Genomic DNA, 19,466 nt, shown 5'->3' on the forward strand with positions numbered 1-19,466 from the left:
CATCGACTCGCCGTGAACGCCCGGCCACCGCGCCTGGCGACGGCCTGCGTCCTGCTGCTGACGGTTGCCGGCTGCGCGACCGCGCCGGCCACCACCGCGCCGAGAACCACTGGAGAAGTGGTGACGCCGCCCGCCGCCGCGTCCCCCGCCAAGCCGGCGCCTGCGGTGCAGCCGCCGCTGCTGCCGGAACCGGAGCCCAAGGCGCCAGTCGCTGCCGAGTATCCGAAGACCCTGGCCGCCGCCGGTGCCGCCGCGCCGGTACTGGCGCTGGCCCGGCAGGCCCAGCAATCACGCGCAGCCGGCCAGCACGAGGCAGCGCTCGGACAGTGGCAGCGGGCGCTGCGGATCGAACCGCGCAACGCGTTCCTGTGGCACGAGATCGCCAGCACCCATTTGAGCCTCCAGCACGCCAGCCAGGCGGAAAGCTCGGCGCAGAAATCGACCAGCCTCGCGCGCGGCAACCTGTGGCTGGAAGCGGAAAACTGGCGGCTGATCGCCAGTGCCCGCCGGCTGCTGCTCGACACCACCGGCGCCGAAGCGGCGATGGCGCGCGCAGCGAACCTGAGCCCGGGAATCGCTGCCTCCGCACCGTGAACGCCGCCGAACTGCTCGGCGCGCAGGGACCGTTCGCCCGTCATTCGCCCGGCTTCGCGCCGCGCAGCCAGCAGCAGGCGATGGCGGAAGCGGTGGAAGCCGCGATCGCCGACCGTAGCCGGCTGGTCGTCGAAGCCGGCACCGGCACCGGCAAGACCTACGCCTACCTGGTGCCGGCGCTGGCCTCCGGTCGCCGCGTGGTGGTGTCGACCGGCACCAAGAACCTCCAGGACCAGCTGTTCTTCCGCGACCTGCCGAGGGTCCGCGATGCCCTCGGCCTGCCGGTCCGCGTCAGCCTGCTGAAAGGCCGCGCCAACTACCTGTGCATCTACCGGCTGCGTAAAGCAGTGATGGATCCGCGCTCGCGGGTGTCGCGAACCAAGCTCGGCTTCGTCGATGACTGGGCCATCCGCACCGATTCCGGCGAGGTGTCCGAGTTGCCGCCGACCGTCGTCGACGACCAGCTGCTGCCGCTGGTGACCTCGACCGCCGACAACTGCCTGGGCGGCAAATGCCCGGATTTCGCCGAATGCCACGTCGTCAAGGCGCGTCGCGCGGCGCAGGCGGCGGATCTGGTGGTGGTCAATCACCATCTGCTGTTCGCCGATTTCCGGCTCAAGGAAGAAGGCTTCGGCGTGCTGCCGGGTGCTGACGCGGTGATCGTCGACGAAGCCCACCAGCTGCCGGAACTGGCGGCGCAGTTCTTCGGCGAAAAGGTGTCGACCCGGCAGCTGTCGGACCTGGCGCGCGACATTGCCGTCGAAGTGCAGGCGTTCCGCGACATGCCGAGGCTGACCGAGGCACTCGACCAGCTGGCGCTTGCCACCATCGAGCTGGAGCGGCCGTTCAACGAGGTCGGCGCTGGCCGGCTGGGGCTGGACGATTTCGCCGAGCGCCCCGGCGTGGCCTCGGCGCTCGGCGCAGCCCGTACGGCCCTCGATGAATGCCGCGACACGCTGCAGGCCGTGGCCGAGCGATCCACTGGCCTGGCGCACTGCGCCGGCCGGGCGACGACGATGGCTGCTGCCTTCCATCACATCGCCGGCGACGCCGGTCCGGGGCTGGTGCGCTGGGCCGAAAGCGCCGGCCGGGGGGGGGCGCTGCACGCTGCGCCGGTCGAGCCGATCGACGGCTTCCGGCGCTTCATGGCCGCCTATCCCGGAGCCTGGGTGTTCACCTCGGCGACGCTTGCGGCGGGCGCGGATTTCCAGCATTTCACCGCCACGCTCGGCCTTGACGACGCCGCGACCCTGCGCCTGGACAGCCCGTTCGACTACGCCGAGCAGGCCCGCCTGCATGTGCCGCGCGGCCTGCCGGACCCGAATGATCCGGCCTATTCCGATGCCGTTGCCGACACGCTGGTGCCGCTGATCGAGGCCAGTGGCGGCGGCGCCTTCGTGCTGTGCACCAGCTACCGGGCGATGGACCGGATCGCCGAGCGCCTGCGCGCCGCGCTGCCGTTCCCGCTGTTCGTGCAGGGCGAAGCCGGCAAGAGCGCGCTGATCGAACAGTTCGCCAAGGCCGGCAACGGCGTGCTGGTGGCGACCGCCAGCTTCTGGGAAGGCGTCGACGTGAAGGGCGCGGCGCTGCGGCTGGTGGCGATCGACAAGCTGCCGTTCAACCAGCCCGGCGATCCGGTGTTCGAGGCGCGGCTCAAGCTGATCCGCGAGCGCGGCGGCAATCCGTTCATCGAACTGCAGCTGCCGCGCGCGATCACCGCGCTGCGGCAGGGCGTCGGCCGGCTGATCCGCGACCGCAGTGACCGCGGCATGGTGGTGCTCTGCGATCCCCGGCTGCGCAGCAAGGGCTACGGCCGCAAGGTGGTCGCCAGCCTGCCGCCGATCCCGGCGCTCAAGGAACCGGCCGAGGCCTGCGCCTGGCTGCGTGAAGAATTCCAGGCCACGGCCTGACCCCTGCAATCGTGATGGCAACGGATTCCGGCGCATGAAGCTTCTGGCAATCGACACGGCGACCGAGGCGTTGTCCGCCGCGCTCTGGCTCGACGGCGAGATCATCGAACGCTACGCCGTGGTAACCCGCGAACATGCCGCCCGGCTGCCGCTGCTGGTGCCGGCGCTGATGGCCGAGGCCGGCCTGTCGCTGCGTCAGCTCGACGGACTGGTCTGCGGCATCGGGCCGGGCAGCTTTGCCGGCGTGCGGATCGGCGTCAGCTATGTGAAAGGGCTGTGCCTCGGGCTCGATCGGCCGGTGATCGGCGTCACCTCGCTGGCGATGCTGGCGCAGGCAGCGCTGGCCGCGAATCCCGAGGCCATCGCGCTGCCTGCCATCGATGCCCGCATGGACGAGGTCTACTTCGGCGCCTATCGCCAGGTCGATGGGCGGGCAACGGCGGTGCAGGGCGAGGTCGTCAGCCCGGCGGCGGCAGTCGCGGTGCCGGCCGGCGGGCCGTTCGTCGCCATCGGCAGCGGCTGGGGCGTACATCGCGACGCGCTGCTCGGCGCGCTGCCGGAAGCCCCGCAGCAGCTGGATGCCGATGCCTACCCGCATGCTGCGGCTGCCTTGTCGATGGCCGCCGAGGCGCATGCGTGCGGGTTTGGCCAGGATGCGAGCACCCTGGTGCCGGCCTATCTGCGCAATCGCGTGGCGTTGACCAAGATCGAGCAGCAGGCGCTCCGCGACAGCCGCCGCTAGGGCTTTTCGCGGGTTGTCGCGTCGCCGTACGTGACCGTACGTCGGCTGATCGACAACATTTGTTCACCTTTCGTCGCATGGACTAGCCGATGCCATCGGCTCTTGGCATACTCCGCGTCGCTCGCCGTACTGTTCCGTATGGAAGCAGTGCAGCAACAGATTTCATTTCAACCGGAGACACGTCAATGGGTCAGTACAACGCACCGCTGCGCGACATGCAGTTCGTCCTTCATGAACTGCTCGGCGTCGAAGCGGAACTGAAGTCGATGCCGCAGCATGCCGAACTCGATGCCGACACGATCAACTCGATCACCGAGGAAGCCGGCAAGTTCGCCAGCGAAGTCATCTTCCCGCTGAACCAGAGCGGCGACGAGGAAGGCTGCTCGCTCGACAAGGCCAGCGGCGTCGTCAACGCGCCGAAGGGCTTCAAGGAAGCCTATGCCGCCTATGTCGAAGCCGGCTGGCCGGCGCTGGCCTGCGACCCGGAATTCGGCGGCCAGGGCCTGCCGGAAGTGGTCAACAACGTGCTGTACGAGATGCTGAACTCGGCCAACCAGGCCTGGACCATGTACCCAGGCCTGACCCACGGCGCCTACGCCGCGCTGCGTGCCCACGGCACGCCGGAACAGAAGGCGACCTACCTGCCGAAGCTGGTGTCCGGCCACTGGACCGGCACCATGTGCCTGACCGAGTCCCACTGCGGCACCGATCTCGGCATGCTGCGCTCGAAGGCCGAGCCGAACGCTGACGGTTCTTACGCGATCAGCGGCCAGAAGATCTTCATCTCTTCGGGCGAGCATGACCTGGCCGAGAACATCATCCACCTCGTGCTGGCGCGCCTGCCGGATGCGCCGGCCGGCACCAAGGGCATCAGCCTGTTCATCGTGCCGAAGTTCATCCCGAATGCCGACGGCTCGCTGGGCGCCCGCAACGGCATCAAGTGCGGCTCGCTCGAGCACAAGATGGGCATCCACGGCAACGCCACCTGCGTGATGAACCTCGACGGCGCCACCGGCTGGCTGGTCGGCGAGCCGAACAAGGGCCTGAACGCGATGTTCGTGATGATGAACGGCGCGCGGCTCGGCGTCGGCATGCAGTCGCTGGGTCTGGCCGAAGTGGCCTACCAGAACTCGCTGGCCTACGCGAAGGACCGCATCCAGATGCGTTCGCTGACCGGCCCGAAGGCCAAGGACAAGCCGGCCGATCCGATCATCGTCCACCCGGACGTGCGCCGCATGCTGCTGACCCAGAAGGCGCACGTCGAAGGTGCGCGCGCGTTCGCGTACTGGTCGGGCCTGCAGATCGACAAGGAGCACTTCCACCCGGACGAGAAAGTCCGCAAGGAAGCGGCTGACCTGATGGCGCTGCTGACGCCGGTGGTCAAGGGCTTCATCACCGAGCAGAGCTGGGTGTCGACGACCTACGGCATGCAGGTGTTCGGTGGCCACGGCTACGTCAAGGAATGGGGCATGGAGCAGTACGTCCGTGATGCCCGCATCAACATGATCTACGAGGGCACCAACGGCATCCAGGCGCTCGATCTGCTCGGCCGCAAGGTGCTGTCCGACATGGGCGCCAAGCTGATGAAGTTCGGCAAGCTGGTCACCGACCTGTGCAAGGCCGAGGCTGGCAACGAAGCGATGGCCGAGTTCATCAAGCCGCTCGCTGAGCTGGGCCAGGAAGTCCAGAAAGTGACGATGGAAATCGGCCAGAAGGCGATGAAGAACCCGGACGAAGTGGGCGCGGCCTCGGTGCCGTACCTGCATCTGATGGGCCACTTCGTCTACGCCTACTTCTGGGCCCGCATGGCCAAGATCGCGCTCGAGAAGCAGGGCCAGGACGATTTCTACAAGGCCAAGCTGATCACCGCCCGCTTCTACTACCAGAAGCTGCTGCCGGAGACGGCGACCAACCTGAAGCAGATCCGCGCCGGCGCGGCGCCGCTGATGGAACTGGCGGAAGCGATGTTCTAAGCGGCACAAAAAAGCCGCCCGGCGATCCGGGCGGCTTCTTGAACGAGGCGGCGTTCGAAGATTCCCGAGCGCCGCCTTTTTGCTGCCTGCGATTTACGCGGTGACGACGGGAATACCGGCGATCTTGGCCTTCCAGATCTTCGGGCCGGTGTCGTGCACCGAGGTGCCGGCGGCATCGACGGCGACGGTCACCGGCATGTCCTTGACCTCGAATTCGTAGATGGCTTCCATGCCCAGGTCTTCGAAGGCCATGACCTTGGAGGCCTTGATGGCCTTGGAAACCAGATACGCCGCGCCGCCGACAGCCATCAGGTACACGGCCTTGTTGTCCTTGATCGCGTCGATCGCGATCTGGCCACGCTCGCTCTTGCCCACCATGCCGAGCAGGCCCGTGGTTTCGAGCATCTGGCGGGTGAACTTGTCCATGCGCGTCGCCGTGGTCGGGCCGGCCGGGCCGACGACTTCGTCACGCACCGGGTCTACGGGTCCGACGTAGTAGATGAAGCGGTTGGTGAAGTCGACCGGCAGCTTCTCGCCCTTCGACAGCATGTCGGTCATGCGCTTGTGGGCGGCGTCGCGGCCGGTCAGCAGCTTGCCGTTCAGCAGGATCACTTCGCCCGGCTTCCACGAGGCGACTTCCTCGCGGGTCACGGTGTCGAGGTTGACGCGGCGGGCGCCGGCCGGCGAGTAGGTCAGCTTCGGCCAGTCCTCAAGCGACGGCGGATCGAGCGCCACCGGGCCTGAGCCATCAAGCACGAAATGGGCGTGGCGGGTCGCCGCGCAGTTCGGGATGATCGCCACCGGCAGGTTCGCCGCGTGCGTCGGGTAGTCGAAGATCTTGACGTCGAGCACAGTGGTCAGGCCGCCGAGGCCCTGGGCGCCGATACCGAGCGCATTGACCTTGTCGAACAGCTCGATGCGCAGCTCTTCAAGCTTCGTCAGCGTCTCGCCGGCCGTCTTGCGCGCCTTCAGCTGCGGCATGTCGATCGGCTCCATCAGCGATTCCTTGGCCAGCAGCATCGCCTTTTCAGCGGTGCCGCCGATGCCGATGCCGAGCATGCCCGGCGGGCACCAGCCGGCGCCCATCGTCGGCACCGTCTTCAGCACCCAGTCGACGATCGAGTCGGACGGATTCAGCATCGCGAACTTCGACTTCGCTTCCGAGCCGCCGCCCTTGGCGGCCACCGTCACTTCGACCTCGTTGCCCGGCACGATCGAGACATTGATCACCGCCGGCGTGTTGTCCTTGGTGTTCTTGCGCCCAAACGCCGGGTCGGCGAGCACCGAGGCACGCAGCTTGTTGTCCGGATGGTTGTAGGCGCGGCGCACGCCTTCGTTGCACATGTCCTCGACGCCCATCGTCGCGTCCGGCCAGGTCACGTTCATGCCGATCTTCAGGAACACGGTGACGATGCCGGTGTCCTGGCAGATCGGCCGGTGGCCCTCGGCGCAAAGCCGCGAATTGATCAGGATCTGGGCGATCGCGTCCTTGGCTGCCGGCGATTCCTCACGCTCGTAAGCGCTCGCGAGATTCTGGATGTAGTCGACCGGGTGGTAGTACGAGATGTACTGCAGCGCGTCGGCAACACTCTGGATCAGGTCGTCCTGCCGGATGGCGGTCAGGTTGGCGGGGCTCGGGGCGGTCATGGCTTCGCAGGGGCGTGGCGGAAGGGACGACGATTTTAACCGGCCGAGTCCCGCTGCACTGTCGGGGCGGCCTCCTGGTGGCTCAGCTCGGCGGCGCAGGCGCTGATCCGGCGCAGCACGTCGATGCAGCGCGCCATCTCGTCCGGCGTGACCGAGCCGAGCAGCTGGCTGCGCACGTCCATCACCGCGCCTTCGATGTCGTCGCCGAGCGCCCGGGCGCGATCGGTCAGGTGGATGCGCCGTGCACGGCGGTCGCCGGGGCAGTTCTTGCGGCGGATCCAGCCGTCGGCTTCCAGCCGGTCGAGCAGCCGCACGACGGTCGGCGATTCCACTTCCAGGAAGCGGGCAATGTCGGCCTGGGTCGGCGGTTCCTCGGCGCGCAGCAGGTACAGCAGCGGCTGCCATTTGGCCTGTGACAGCCCGAGCGGCGCCAGCCGGCGGTCGATCGCCGCCCGCCAGTCGCGGGGCACGGTGCGCATCAGCAGCACGAATTCCTGGACGTCGTTCATGGCGGCAGTCTAACCAATAGTTAGCTAGCTAGCATCTAGCCGACTAAACAAGTATGCTCAGCGCCACGACGCGGCAGCCGCCGGCAGTGCCGGCGAACGCGCGCACGCCCCCGGATCGGAGTTGCCATGAAGAAGTTGCCTGTGGCCGGTATCGCTGTGCTGAGCGCATGGCTCGCCGCCTGTTCATCGTCGGCGCCACCGGCGACGCCGCCACCGCCGCTGGTGGTGGTCAAGAAGATCGCGCCGGCCGAGGCGCGCGTCACCATCGATTACGTGGCCCAGACCGAGGCGCTGAACGAGGTCGAGATCCGGCCCCGGGTCGGCGGGCTGCTCGAAACCCAGGCTGCGGTCGAAGGCACGCGGGTAAAGAAGGGGCAGCTGCTGTTCGTCATCGATGCCCAGCCCTACGAGGCGGCGGTGGCGCAGGCCAAGGCTTCGCTGGCGTTGGCGCAGTCGGCCTTCGATCAGGCCGATCGTGACCTTGCGCGCGTCAAGCCGCTGTCGACGATCGATGCGGTTAGCCAGCAGGAACTCGATGCCGCGATCGCGCGTCACGATGCTTCCAACGCGCAAGTGGAAGCGGCGAGGGCAGCGCTGCAGACCGCGCAGCTGAACCTTGGCTATACGCGGATCACCTCGCCGATCGACGGCGTGATCGGCCGTGCGCAGCTCAAGGTCGGCGGCCTCGTCACCGCCTACACGACCTTGCTGACGACGGTCTATTCGACCGATCCGATGTACGTGAACTTCGCGATCAGCGAATCGCGGGTGCTGGAAATCCAGCGCGAGATGGGCGTGGCGCTGGACCAGGCTGCCAAGAGCAACCGCACCTTCAAGGTGCTGCTCGGCGATGGCTCGGAGTACCCGCATCCCGGCCGGCTGAACTTCATCGATGCGGCGGTCGACAACGCCACCGGCACGCTGAAGCTGCGGCTGGAAGTGCCGAATCCCGATCAGCTGCTGCGCGCCAACCAGTTCGCCCGCGTGCGCGTCACCACGCAGAACCTCAAAGACGCACTGCTGGTGCCGCAGCGCGCCGTGCAGGAATTCCAGGGCAAGAACTACGTCTGGGTCATCGATGCCGAATCGAAGGCCCAGCAGCGTGACGTGACGATGGGCGCGCGCGTCGATGCCAACTGGATCGTCACCAAAGGGCTGAGCGCCGGTGAGGTGCTGGTGGTGGAAGGCATGCAGAAACTCAAGCCCGGTGCTGCCGTCAGCACCCGCGATGCCGATGCGGCCCCAGCCCCGGCTCAGGCACCGACGCCGGCAGCGAAGTCGTGATCAATTACTTCATCGACCGACCGATCTTCGCGACGGTCATCGCCATCCTGATCACGCTGGCCGGCGGCGTGGCGCTGACCGGGCTGGCCGTGGCCCGTTATCCGCAGATCACGCCGCCGACCATCGTCGTGACCGCCACTTTCCCCGGTGCCGATGCCGCCACCGTCGAGCAGTCCGTCGCCGCGCCGATCGAGGCGCAGGTCAACGGCGTGCCGAACATGATCTACATGTCGTCGAAGGCGTCCAACGACGGCGTCTACACGCTGACCGTCAGCTTCGAGATCGGCACCGACCAGGACATCGCCGCCGTCAACGTGCAGAACCAGGTGGCGATCGCGCAGCGCTCGCTGCCGCAGGAAGTGATCCGCCAGGGCGTCACCGTGCAGAAGCGCCAGCCGCAGCCGCTGCTGTTCATTTCCTTGCGCGCGGATGACCCGCGTTATGACTACCTGTGGCTGTCGAACTACGCGACCCTGCAGATCTACGACGCGCTGGCGCGCATTCCCGGCGTCGGCACGGTGACCGTGTTCGGCGCCCGCGACTACGGCATGCGCATCTGGATGGACCCGCAGAAGATGGCGCGCTTCGGTGTCACCACGCAGGACATCGCCCGGGTGCTGAACGAGCAGAACGTCGTCGCGCCGGCCGGCACCATCGGCGCGGAACCGGCGCCGCCGGGGCAGGAAGTGCAGTACCCGGTGACGGTCAAGGGCCGGCTGGTCGGCATCGGCGAGTACGAGAACATCGTGCTGCGCGCGCGCAAGGACGGCACCATCGTCAAGCTGCGCGATGTCGCGCGCATCGAGCTGGCGGCAGCCGACTACGGCCGCTCGACGCGGCTCAACGGCAACCCGGTCGCCAATATCGGCATCTTCCAGCTGCCCAATGCCAATGCGCTCGACGTGGCGCGGCAGGTCAACCAGACGATGGCCGAGCTGGCGCGCAATTTCCCGCCCGGCATCAGCTACACGGTGCCGTTCGACACCACGCTGTTCGTGTCCGAATCGCTGCACGAGGTCTACCTGACGCTCGCCATCGCCGCCGCGCTGGTGCTGCTGGTGGTGTTCATCTTCCTCGAAAGCTGGCGCGCCACGCTGATTCCGATGCTGGCCGTGCCGGTGTCGCTGATCGGCACCTTCACGGTGTTCCTGGCGCTCGATTTCTCGATCAACACGCTGACCCTGTTCGCGATGGTGCTGGCCATCGGCCTGGTCGTCGACGACGCCATCGTGGTCGTCGAAGCGGTGACCGAAAAGATGGATCGCCACGGCATGAGCGCCCGCGACGCAACCCGCGCGGCGCTGCATGACGTGGCCGGCCCGGTGATCGCCATCGCGCTGGTTCTGACGGCAGTGTTCGTGCCGGTGGCCTTCCTCGGTGGGCTCACCGGTCTGTTCTACCGGCAGTTCGCGCTGACCCTGTCGGTGTCGGTGCTGATCTCAGCGCTGGTGGCGCTGACCTTCATTCCGGCGCTGTGCGCGCTGCTGCTGAAGCCGACGGCGGAATCGCGCTGGAAAGGTCCGATCGGCGGCTTCTTCGGCCTGTTCAACCGCGGCTTCGATCGCTTCGCCGCCGGCTACGGCCGCCTGGTGCAGCGCTCGCTGACCCACCGGGTGCTGCCGATGGCGGTGTTCGTGGCGCTGATCGGCAGCACCGTCTACCTGGTGGAATCGCGGCCCGGCGGCTTCCTGCCGGACGAAGATCAGGGCTATCTGCTGGTCAATGCCACCTTGCCGCTGGGCGCGTCGCTGCAGCGCACCGAAGTGGTGATGGACAAGTTCCGCAAGCTGGTCGACGAGAAGTTTCCGGAGGTCGAAGCCTTCCTCGCCATCAACGGCTTCAGCCTGATCACCCGCATCAACACGCCGTACACAGCGACCGGCTTCATCGTGCTGAAGCCCTGGGCCGAGCGCAGCGGGCCGGGCCACAGCGCGTTCGATTTGGTGCAGCGCTTCAACCGCGAACTGGCGGCGATTTCGGAAGCCAACTTCCTGGTGCTCAATCCGCCGTCGATCCCCGGCATCAGCGCCACCGGCGGCTTCGAATTCATCCTCGAAGACCGGCGCGGCGGCGATGTCGCCGATCTCGCGCGGGTGGCGCAGAACATCATTGCCGAAGCCAACAAGCGGCCGGAGCTGAGCCGCGTGTTCACCCTGTTCTCGGCCAAGGTGCCGCAGATCGAGTACCACATCGATCGCGAACGGGTGAAGACGCTCGGCGTGCCGATCTCCGACGTCTTCGGCTCGTTGCAGGCCTTCCTCGGCGGCGCCTACATCAACGACTTCAACCTCTACGGCCGCACTTTCAGGGTCACCACGCAGGCCGAAGCCGCCGCGCGCAGCTCGCCGGACGCGGTCAACAACCTGTACGTGCGCTCCGATACCGGCGAGATGGTGCCTCTGTCCACCGTGGTCAGCACCGAGATGCGCGACGCCACCGAATCGATCGACCGCTACAACGTCTACCGGGCGATCAGCATCACCGGCAATCCATCGGCCGGCCATTCGTCGAGCGAAGCGGTGGCGGCGATGGAGCAGCTGGCGGCGGAGATCCTGCCCGATGGCTACAGCTTCGAATGGACCGGTCAGACCTACCAGGAGAAGAAGACCGGTGGCCAGGCGCCGCTGATCTTCGCGATGGCGATGCTGTTCGTGTTCTTGGTGCTGGCGGCGCTCTATGAAAGCTGGGCGGTGCCGTTCGCGGTGCTGGCCTCGATCCCGTTCGCGGTGTTTGGTGCCTTCGGCGGCCTGACCTTGCGCGGCATGGCCAACGACATCTACGCCCAGGTCGGGCTGATCATGCTGATCGGCCTGGCCGCGAAGAACGCGATCCTGATCGTCGAGTTCGCCAAGCTGGCGCGCGAACGCGGCGCGAGCCTGGTCGAGGCGGCGCTGGAAGGCGCCCGGCTGCGCCTGCGGCCGATCCTGATGACCTCGTTCGCGTTCATCCTTGGCGCGGTGCCGCTGGCGATCGCCACCGGCGCCGGCGCGGCGGCGCGTTCGGTGCTCGGCACCGCCGTGGTGTTCGGCATGACGGCTGCCACGGTGATCGGCATCGTGCTGATCCCCTTGCTCTACGTACTGGTGCAGGGGCTGGCCGAGCGGCTGGGCGGCCGCAAGGCTGCGGCCACGGAGGTGCGGTCATGAAGCTACGTCTGATGGCGACAGCCGCCGCCACCACGCTGCTGGCCGGCTGCGCGCTGGGACCGGATTACCAGCGCCCGGACCTGCAGGCCCCGGCCGGCTTTCGCGGCGATGCCCCGGCCGCGCTCGAGGCGGCCGCGCCGCCGGCGCTCGGCGACCAGGACTGGCGGCAGGTCTATACCGATCCGACCCTGCAGCAGCTGATCGAGGCCGCACTCGCCGGCAATCTCGATCTCAAGCGCGCCTATGCGCGCATCGAGCAGGCGCGCGCCACGGCCGGCGCCACCGGCTTGGTGCTGCTGCCGCAGATCGGCCTGGAAGCCGATCGGACGCGCAACAAGCAGTCGGCGCAGGCGGTGGCTTTCGCCGGCATCAATCGCGATCTGACCGTCAATCGAGTCAGCCTGACCGCTACCTGGGAGCTGGACCTCTGGGGTCGGCTGCGGCGCAGCACCGAGGCCGCGCAGGCCGAGCTGCTGGCCTCCGAGCAGGCGCGGCGCGGCGTCGCCGTCGCGTTGATCGGCGACCTGGCCACGGCCTACTACAACCTGCAGACGCTCGACGAACAGCTGGCGATCACCCGGCGCACCGTCGGCACCCGCGAGAAGTTCGTCGAACTGACCCGCGCCCGCCATGACCGCGGCGTGATCAGCGGCCTCGATGTCGCCACCGCCGAAGCGCAGGCGGCGGCGGCGCGCGCCAACGTGCCAGAGCTGGAACGGCAGATCGGCCTGGTCGAAGACCTGATCGGCGTGCTGATCGGCGGCTGGCCGGGGCAGGTGGCGCGTGCCGCCGACATGCACGACGTGGCACCCGAGCCGCCGGCCGGCCTGTCGTCGGACCTGCTGGGCCGGCGGCCGGACATCCTGCAGGCGGAAAGCGCGCTCAAGGCAGCCAATGCCCGCATCGGGGCAGCGAAGGCAGCGCTGTTTCCGAGGCTGGCGCTGACCGGCAGCTTCGGCACCGCCAGCCAGCAGCTCGACGGCCTGTTCAGCGAAGGCTCGAATGCCTTCAGCTTCGGCGGCAGCCTGCTGCAGCCGCTGCTCGATGCCGAGCGCAACCTGTATCAGGTCGATCTCGCCGATGCCCGCAAACGCGAAGCGCTGCTGGCCTACGAGCAGACCGTCAAGGGCGCATTCCGCGATGTCGCCGATGCGCTGGTCGAGCGCCGCAAGTACGACGAGTTCGAGCTGGAACAGGGCGCCCGCGTCGCCGCGCTGCGCCGGGCGGACGAGATCGCGCTGGCCCGCTATCGGATCGGCTTCTCATCGTATTTCGACGTCATCAATGCCGAGCGCGACCTGTTCGATTCCGAGCTGGCGCTGTCGGCGGCGCGGCGCAACACGCGGCTGGCGGCCGTGCGCCTGTACCGGGCGCTGGGCGGCGGCTGGAACGCGGCCGATGCAGCGCTTGCCCGCGATGGCAGCGCCGGCGGCGGATGAAACAATGCGGCCACGCTGCCCGCACGACGGGCGGCATTCAAACCCCTGAGGAGAGACACGATGAGTCGAGTGGTCCGCTTTCACAGCACTGGTGCCCCGGACGTCCTGCAGATCGAGCAGCTCGACGTCGGCGCGCCCGGTCCCGGCGAACTGAAGGTCCGGATCGAGGCGATTGGCCTCAACCGCGCCGAAGCGATGTTCCGCGCCGGCGCCTATCTGGAGCCGCCGCAGCTGCCGGCCCGGATCGGCTACGAAGCGTCCGCCGTGGTGCTGGCGCTGGGTGCCGGCGTCACCGGCTATGCGGTCGGCGAGCCGATCAGCGTCATCCCGGCGTTCTCGATGAACAAGTACGGCGTCTACGCCGATGAAGCCATCGTGCCGGCCTACGGCGTGCTGAAGCGGCCGAAGGGCCTGAACGCGGTGGAATCGGCCGCGGTCTGGATGGCCTACCTGACCGCCTGGGGCGCGCTCATCGAGATCGGCCAGCTGAAGGCCGGCGAAGCGGCGGTGATCACGGCCGCCTCGTCGAGCGTCGGCATCGCCTCGATCCAGACCGCCAATGCGGTCGGCGCCACCTCGATCGCCGTGACCCGCACGCGCGCCAAGGCAGCGCAGCTGACGGCGGCCGGTGCCGCCCACGTGATCGTCACCGACGAGCAGGACCTGTCGGCCGAAGTCATGCGGATCACCAACGGCGTCGGCGCCCGTGTCGCCTTCGATCCGGTCGGCGGCCCCGGCCTGATGAAGCTGGCCGAGGCGGCCAGCCAGAACGGCATCATCCTGGAGTACGGCGCGCTGTCGACCGAGCCGACGCCGTATCCGCTGTTCCTGGCGCTGCTGAAGGCGCTCAGCGTGCGCGGTTACACGCTGTTCGAGTTCAACGGCAATGCCGACCGCCTGGCGCTGGCCGAGAAGTTCATCCTCGACGGCATCGCCGCCGGCAAGCTGAAGCCGGTGATCGCCAAGACCTTCCCGCTGTCGCAGATCGCCGAAGCGCAGCGCTACATGGAATCGAACCAGCAGTTCGGCAAGATCGTGGTGACCACCGAAGGCTGATTGGGTCGGCCAGCGCCGGCACGTCCGGCACTGCACGAACAGGCCCGCCACGCACTTCGCTGCGTGGCGGGCCTTGTTCGTTTCCACCGCCGCGCGGGCGCGTGCGGTGTGCAGCGGACGCGGCCGGAACATCCAGCGCGGCGTGTCGGGCTGGCTGCTAGGCTTTCACGATGAACGCCAACCCCGACAACCTGATCTGGATCGACTGCGAGATGACCGGTCTGATCCCCGAAGAACATCGCCTGATCGAGATCGCCACGATCGTCACCGACAGCCAGCTGAACTGGCTGGCGACCGGTCCGGTAATCGCCATCCACCAGCCGGAGCATGAGCTGGCCAAGATGGACGACTGGAATGTCCGCCAGCATGGCCAGTCGGGTCTGACCGCCCGGGTGCGCGCCAGCGCCATCGGCGAGGCCGAGGCCGAGGCGCAGACCATCGCCTTCCTGCGCGACTGGGTGCCGCCCGGCAAGTCACCGATCTGCGGCAACTCGATTTGCCAGGACCGGCGCTTCCTGGCGCGCTGGATGCCGGCGCTGGAACGCTATTTCCATTACCGCAACCTCGACGTCAGCACGGTCAAGGAACTGGCCCGGCGCTGGGCGCCGGACGTCGCAGGTGGTTTTCGCAAGGAATCCAGCCATCTGGCGCTGGACGACATCCGCGATTCGATCGCGGAACTGCAGTACTACCGCCAGCACTTCATCCGGGCCTGAGGCCGCGCCGGCCGGTGTCGGCCGCCGGTGCCTGACGCGGCGGCGGATGAGCCTGATTCGGGCCCCGGCTCAGTTGCCGGGGCGGCGGGTCGGGCGCTCGGCGAACGGATCGTCGAAGTCCTCGCCGATCAGCTTGCGCAGCTCCCGGTCCTCGCGGAATTTCTCGACGTCGCGCCAGTCGCGGCGGGCGCCAGGCGCAGCGGCGGCCTTCGGATCGACGGCCGGCGCGTCGTCGTCGAAGCTGTCGGTTTCATCGGCAAATTCGTCGAACGGCTTGGGGGGCGGCTGTGCCTTCTTGCCCGGTCTTCCTGCCATGCCTGCGCGTGCTCCACTCGATGGTTGAAGGGTCGTCGCCCCCTGATGGCGCGCGTTTTATCAGGCTTTCGCGGAGCCGGGAAGTCCCCGCCGGCGGGCCAGCAGGCGGCGTCCCAGCCCGACACCCAGCAGCAGCGCCAGCAGCGCAGGGCCGACGGCACCGCCGCCATCATCCGGACCCAGCAAGGTGTTCTCGAGGTCGGCACGCAGCGTGTAGGTGGCGCCTGGCGTGCGGTCGTAATTGACCACGGTGACGTAGTAGCTGCCAACCTGCGGATTGTCGATCTGCACGGTTTCATTGCCGTCGCGCGATCGGTCGCCGCGCTGGGCATCCGGCACGTTGACGAAGTAGAACGGCTCCGGATCGCCTTCGGACAGATCGACATCGGCATCGAGGTCGACGCTGTACTGGGCCGGCTGTGCGTAGCGGACGAAGATGTCGATGTCGTTGCTGCCGCTCGACTGGATGCGCAGACGATTGCGTCCCGCCGGCAGGCTGGCGGCCTCGAAAACCCAGGTGTGGAACTCGTCGTACAGACCGTTGCCGATCGTCTGGCTGACGGTCTGGCCGGCCAGCAGCCGGCCGAATTCGAGACGGAACTGGCGCGTCGCGCGGTAGCCGCCGTCGGCACTGATCGCCAGGGTGAAGGCGATCTGCCGGTAGCCGCTCAATGTCGCCGGCACCTGCACGGCGAAGCGGCCGGTCTGGCTGCCGCCGCTGGCCAGCGTTCCGAAATCGACGCTGCCGGCGGTGACCAGGCCCTCGACGTCGGCACTCAGCGTGGCCCGAACGCCGGTCGCCGCCTGCCACAGGTTTTCCAGGCTGATCCGCAAGGTCGCGCTTTCGCCCGGATCAAGACGGCCGTTGCCGCCGTCTTCGACCACGACCGGTTCGTAGACCGGCACCGTCTGCGTGCCGCTGTCGTAACGCAGGTCGTAGCTGCCGGTCTGCACCGGCTTGATCACCAATGCCGGACCACTGGCGAGGTTCAGCGCCCGCGCGGCATCGAGGCGGCCGCTGGCGGTACGGGCGGCAGCCGGCTTGGCGGGGTCGAGCCCGGCCTGGCCGGCGTTGATCAGGCGCGCCTTGACGTCGCGGACCGACGCAGCCGGAAAGTAGTCGCGAATCAGCGCGGCGATGCCGGACACGTAGGGCGCGGAGAACGAAGTGCCGTTGATGCCGTCGGTCGTGTAACCGCCATCAAGCGCGGTGGTGACGATCTGCAGGCCGGGCGCGGCCAGCGGCACGGTCACCGGACCGTAGGTCGAAAAGCTGGCGATGCCGTCCTGCCGGTTGGTGGCCGCGACGGCGACGACATTGGGCACCCGGTAGTTCGCCGGATAGGTGGCGCCGGAGAAATCGAGGTTGGAATCCTGGTTGCCGGCGGAGGTGACGAACAGGATGCCGGCAGCGTCGAGTTCGGCGATCGCATCGACCTCGCTGCGCGAATAGCCCGGGCCGCCGTAGCTGGCGTTGATCACCTGCGCGCCGTTGCGCCGCGCGTAGTCGAAGGCACGCAGCTGGCTGGCGACATCGAAGCCGAAGCGCAGCGGCATGATCCGTTCGTTCCACGCGGCACCCGCGACACCCCGGCCGTTGTTGCCGACCGCTGCTGCGGCGCCGGCCACGGCGGTGCCGTGCCCCTCGCTGGTCGAGGTCGGGCGAGGATCGGCATCGTCGTCGACGAAGTCGTAACCGGGCACCATGTTGGCGGCCAGATCGGGGTGATCGGTCTGGAAAGCGTCGTCGATGATCGCGATCGTGACCCGGCCCCGGCCGGCGCGGTCGGCAGCGCCGCTGCCAGTGGCATCCCAGGCGTTGCCGACGTTGAGATCGGCGCCGGGCGTGCCGGCCGGGCCGCCGGCTGCGAAGTTGGCCTGGCCGGTGTTGCGCAAGCCCCACTGCGTCGGGAACAGCGGATCGTTCGGGAAGGCCGCATGGCGGCGGCGCAGGAAGTTCGGCTCGGCGAACTCCACGCGGGCGTCGCTCGACAGCATCGCGATGGCGCCAGGCACGTCGACCGCCGCCGGCAGCGCCAGGCGCTCGTAGCGGCCATCGAACCAGGCCTCCTTGCTGCTGAGCCCGTGTGTGGCTTTCAGCGTCGACGCGGCAGCAGCAGCGGCGCCCGGCTTGCCCGACGTCCGGTACTTCACAATCAGCTCGCCCGGCCGGTACGGCAGGTGCTGCGTGCCGCTGTCCTGATCGGCATTCGGCACGACATGGGATGGACCGATTGCAAAGACCGGCGGCAGGCTCAGCGCGGCAAGCCAGGTCAGCCGGCGCAGCCGACGCAGGGAAGGGGATGGCATGGACGGCGACTCCGCGAGCAAGAGGGCGATGGACGCGATGATGGTCGAGACCGCGCAGCCGGTGCCAGCCACGGCAGCGGCTGCTGGCTGCCCTCCGTCGGCTGCATCGAGTGGTCGCGCCGGAGGATGGCCGGACGATCGCTGGAAGCGATTATCCCGACGAGGCGGCTGCGCAGAAAATTCTTCCCCACCAGCGATGCAATGTTGTTAGACTGCGCGCCGTCGTGTGGGGCGGTAGCTCAGCTGGGAGAGCGCTGCGTTCGCAATGCAGAGGTCGGGAGTTCGATCCTCCTCCGCTCCACCAATCCGACATCCGAAGTCACCCGTAGACGCCCGAAAAGCCCTGAGAAAACAGGGCTTTTTTCGTTTTCGTCATCCGAAGAATTCCACCGGTTTCCGTTTGCATCCGGGAACAATCCGGGTAGGTTTCCGGGTAACTCGGAAGCCGGATGGGTAACTCGTGACCAAGCGCGCAGGATTGACCGACCGGGAATGCCGTAACGCCAAGCCGAAGGACAAGCCGTACAAGCTGAGCGACGAACGCGGCCTATTCCTCCTGGTGAACCCGAACGGCTCGAAATGGTGGCGGTTCCGCTACACGTGGCAGGGCAAGGATCAGCTGCTGTCGCTGGGCGTCTATCCCGCTGTGCCCCTCGCCGGGCGGAAACTCACAGATCCCGAGCGGCAAGCAGGCAAGCCAGACCGAATCAAGGGCGCGCGCGAGCTACGCGACGAAGCCCGCGAGTTGCTTGCCGCCGGCGTCAATCCGGCCGAACAAAAGCAGCTCGTCCGCGATGCGATGGCCGCGACCGCGGTGTCCAGCTTCGAGGCCGTTGCACGAGAATGGTTTGCGAAGTTCTCGCCGGGCTGGGCGGTAAGCCATGCCGACAAGATCATCCGTCGACTCGAACGCGATGTCTTCCCCTGGCTCGGCAGGCGACCAATTGGCGAGATTGAGCCGAAAGAGCTGTTGGCGGTACTGCGCCGCGTCGAGGCACGCGGCAAATTGGAAACGGCACATCGGGTTCATCAGAACTGCGGGCAGGTGTTCCGCTATGCCGTCGCCACCGGCCGGGCCCAGCGCGATCCCAGCGGGGACTTGCGCGGCGCGCTGGCGCCTTGGGAACCGCAGCACTACCCGTCGATCACCGATCCGAAGGCCATCGGGGAGTTGCTTCGCGCGATGCACGATTACAAGGGAAGCCTCGTCACTGCCAGCGCGCTGAAACTGGCGCCGCTGCTGTTCGTGCGTCCTGGCGAACTGCGCCGCGCGGAGTGGGCGGAAATCGACCTCGAAAAGGGCGAATGGCGCATCCCCGCCGAAAAGATGAAGGCGCGCGCGCTGCACATCGTGCCGCTGGCCGAGCAAGCGATCGCGATCCTGCGCGAGTTGCACCCGCTGACGGGAACAGGTCGCTACGTCTTCCCGGGCGTTCGCACCAAACGTGAGCCCATGAGCGAAAACACGGTCAACGCCGCGCTGCGCCGTATGGGATACGCGAAGGAACAGATGACGGGGCACGGCTTCCGGAGCATGGCGTCGACGCTACTGAACGAGCAGGGGTGGAACCGCGATGCGATCGAGCGGCAGCTAGCCCACAGTGAGAAGGACAAGGTACGCGCTGCCTACAACTACGCTGAGTTCCTGCCCGAGCGGCGCAAGATGATGCAGGCATGGGCCGACTATCTCGACGTGCTGCGCGAGGACCGCAAGGTGATCACCGGCAATTTCGGCCGCGCCGCCTGATTGTGTGACCGGCACGCCCCGCGCCGGATCACGCGGAGCAATGAGGCGGGCCGATAGCGTGCTGACACACGCCGCCGG

Annotated in this window: 14 protein-coding genes and 1 tRNA gene; 11 read left to right on the plus strand and 4 right to left on the minus strand. The window is 67.8% G+C overall.

What is annotated here, in order from left to right; translation table 11 throughout:
- Positions 1–12: 12 nt before the first annotated feature.
- From ACTIGJ_RS15715 to ACTIGJ_RS15730, 4 genes are all read left to right on the plus strand, one after another.
- Positions 13–594 (plus strand): hypothetical protein, encoded by a 582-nt coding sequence (locus ACTIGJ_RS15715; RefSeq protein WP_439641278.1) that lies wholly within the window; start codon positions 13–15, stop codon positions 592–594.
- Positions 591–2,504 (plus strand): ATP-dependent DNA helicase, encoded by a 1,914-nt coding sequence (locus ACTIGJ_RS15720; protein ID WP_439641279.1) that lies wholly within the window; start codon positions 591–593, stop codon positions 2,502–2,504. The genes ACTIGJ_RS15715 and ACTIGJ_RS15720 overlap by 4 nt, the downstream gene beginning before the upstream one ends.
- A gap of 34 nt (positions 2,505–2,538) precedes the next feature.
- On the plus strand, positions 2,539–3,246 hold the full coding sequence (gene tsaB, locus ACTIGJ_RS15725) for a tRNA (adenosine(37)-N6)-threonylcarbamoyltransferase complex dimerization subunit type 1 TsaB (protein ID WP_439641280.1): 708 nt from the start codon (positions 2,539–2,541) through the stop codon (positions 3,244–3,246).
- 185 nt (positions 3,247–3,431) lie between these two features.
- On the plus strand, positions 3,432–5,219 hold the full coding sequence (locus ACTIGJ_RS15730; RefSeq protein ID WP_439641281.1) for an acyl-CoA dehydrogenase C-terminal domain-containing protein: 1,788 nt from the start codon (positions 3,432–3,434) through the stop codon (positions 5,217–5,219).
- Between the two features lie 93 nt (positions 5,220–5,312).
- On the opposite strand, the gene ACTIGJ_RS15735 is transcribed toward ACTIGJ_RS15730, so the two are convergent.
- Together ACTIGJ_RS15735 and ACTIGJ_RS15740 are read right to left on the minus strand one after the other, a co-directional pair.
- Positions 5,313–6,842, minus strand: coding sequence for a fumarate hydratase (locus tag ACTIGJ_RS15735; RefSeq protein ID WP_439641334.1), 1,530 nt, complete (start codon positions 6,840–6,842; stop codon positions 5,313–5,315).
- 59 nt (positions 6,843–6,901) lie between these two features.
- Positions 6,902–7,375, minus strand: coding sequence for a MarR family winged helix-turn-helix transcriptional regulator (locus tag ACTIGJ_RS15740; protein WP_439641282.1), 474 nt, complete (start codon positions 7,373–7,375; stop codon positions 6,902–6,904).
- A gap of 126 nt (positions 7,376–7,501) precedes the next feature.
- Between ACTIGJ_RS15740 and ACTIGJ_RS15745 the strand changes: the two genes are divergently transcribed.
- The 5 genes from ACTIGJ_RS15745 to orn all read left to right on the plus strand — a co-directional run bounded on the left by ACTIGJ_RS15745 (position 7,502) and on the right by orn (position 15,016).
- Complete coding sequence (locus tag ACTIGJ_RS15745) at positions 7,502–8,659, plus strand: efflux RND transporter periplasmic adaptor subunit (protein ID WP_439641283.1); 1,158 nt, start codon at positions 7,502–7,504, stop codon at positions 8,657–8,659.
- A complete protein-coding gene (locus ACTIGJ_RS15750; protein ID WP_439641284.1) occupies positions 8,656–11,805 on the plus strand; it encodes an efflux RND transporter permease subunit in 3,150 nt (1,049 codons plus the stop codon). Before ACTIGJ_RS15745 ends, ACTIGJ_RS15750 begins: the two co-directional genes overlap by 4 nt.
- Entirely contained in the window at positions 11,802–13,244 is a 1,443-nt protein-coding gene (locus ACTIGJ_RS15755; RefSeq protein WP_439641285.1) for an efflux transporter outer membrane subunit, read from the plus strand. The genes ACTIGJ_RS15750 and ACTIGJ_RS15755 overlap by 4 nt, the downstream gene beginning before the upstream one ends.
- A gap of 60 nt (positions 13,245–13,304) precedes the next feature.
- A complete protein-coding gene (locus tag ACTIGJ_RS15760; protein ID WP_439641286.1) occupies positions 13,305–14,300 on the plus strand; it encodes a zinc-dependent alcohol dehydrogenase family protein in 996 nt (331 codons plus the stop codon).
- A 170-nt stretch (positions 14,301–14,470) separates the two neighbouring features.
- The gene (gene orn, locus ACTIGJ_RS15765; protein ID WP_439641287.1) at positions 14,471–15,016 is read left to right on the plus strand and encodes an oligoribonuclease; all 546 of its coding nucleotides are present in this window, start codon (positions 14,471–14,473) and stop codon (positions 15,014–15,016) included.
- A 69-nt stretch (positions 15,017–15,085) separates the two neighbouring features.
- Here orn and ACTIGJ_RS15770 read toward each other — a convergent pair whose 3' ends face one another.
- Positions 15,086–15,331: a hypothetical protein gene (locus ACTIGJ_RS15770; protein WP_439641288.1), complete on the minus strand. Its 246-nt coding sequence runs from the start codon at positions 15,329–15,331 to the stop codon at positions 15,086–15,088.
- A gap of 60 nt (positions 15,332–15,391) precedes the next feature.
- Positions 15,392–17,641 carry a S8 family serine peptidase gene (locus tag ACTIGJ_RS15775; RefSeq protein ID WP_439641289.1) on the minus strand — a complete coding sequence of 750 codons (2,250 nt, stop codon included), beginning with the start codon at positions 17,639–17,641 and terminating at the stop codon, positions 15,392–15,394.
- Positions 17,642–17,869: 228 nt separating this feature from the next.
- On the opposite strand from ACTIGJ_RS15775, the gene ACTIGJ_RS15780 reads away from it, so the two are divergent.
- Together ACTIGJ_RS15780 and ACTIGJ_RS15785 are read left to right on the plus strand one after the other, a co-directional pair.
- Positions 17,870–17,945 (plus strand) — tRNA-Ala (locus ACTIGJ_RS15780).
- Positions 17,946–18,101: 156 nt separating this feature from the next.
- Positions 18,102–19,388, plus strand: coding sequence for a tyrosine-type recombinase/integrase (locus ACTIGJ_RS15785; protein WP_439641290.1), 1,287 nt, complete (start codon positions 18,102–18,104; stop codon positions 19,386–19,388).
- The last annotated feature ends 78 nt before the right edge of the window (positions 19,389–19,466 follow it).

The sequence above is a fragment of the Nevskia sp. genome, assembly GCF_051860985.1.
Classification (GTDB): domain Bacteria; phylum Pseudomonadota; class Gammaproteobacteria; order Nevskiales; family Nevskiaceae; genus Nevskia.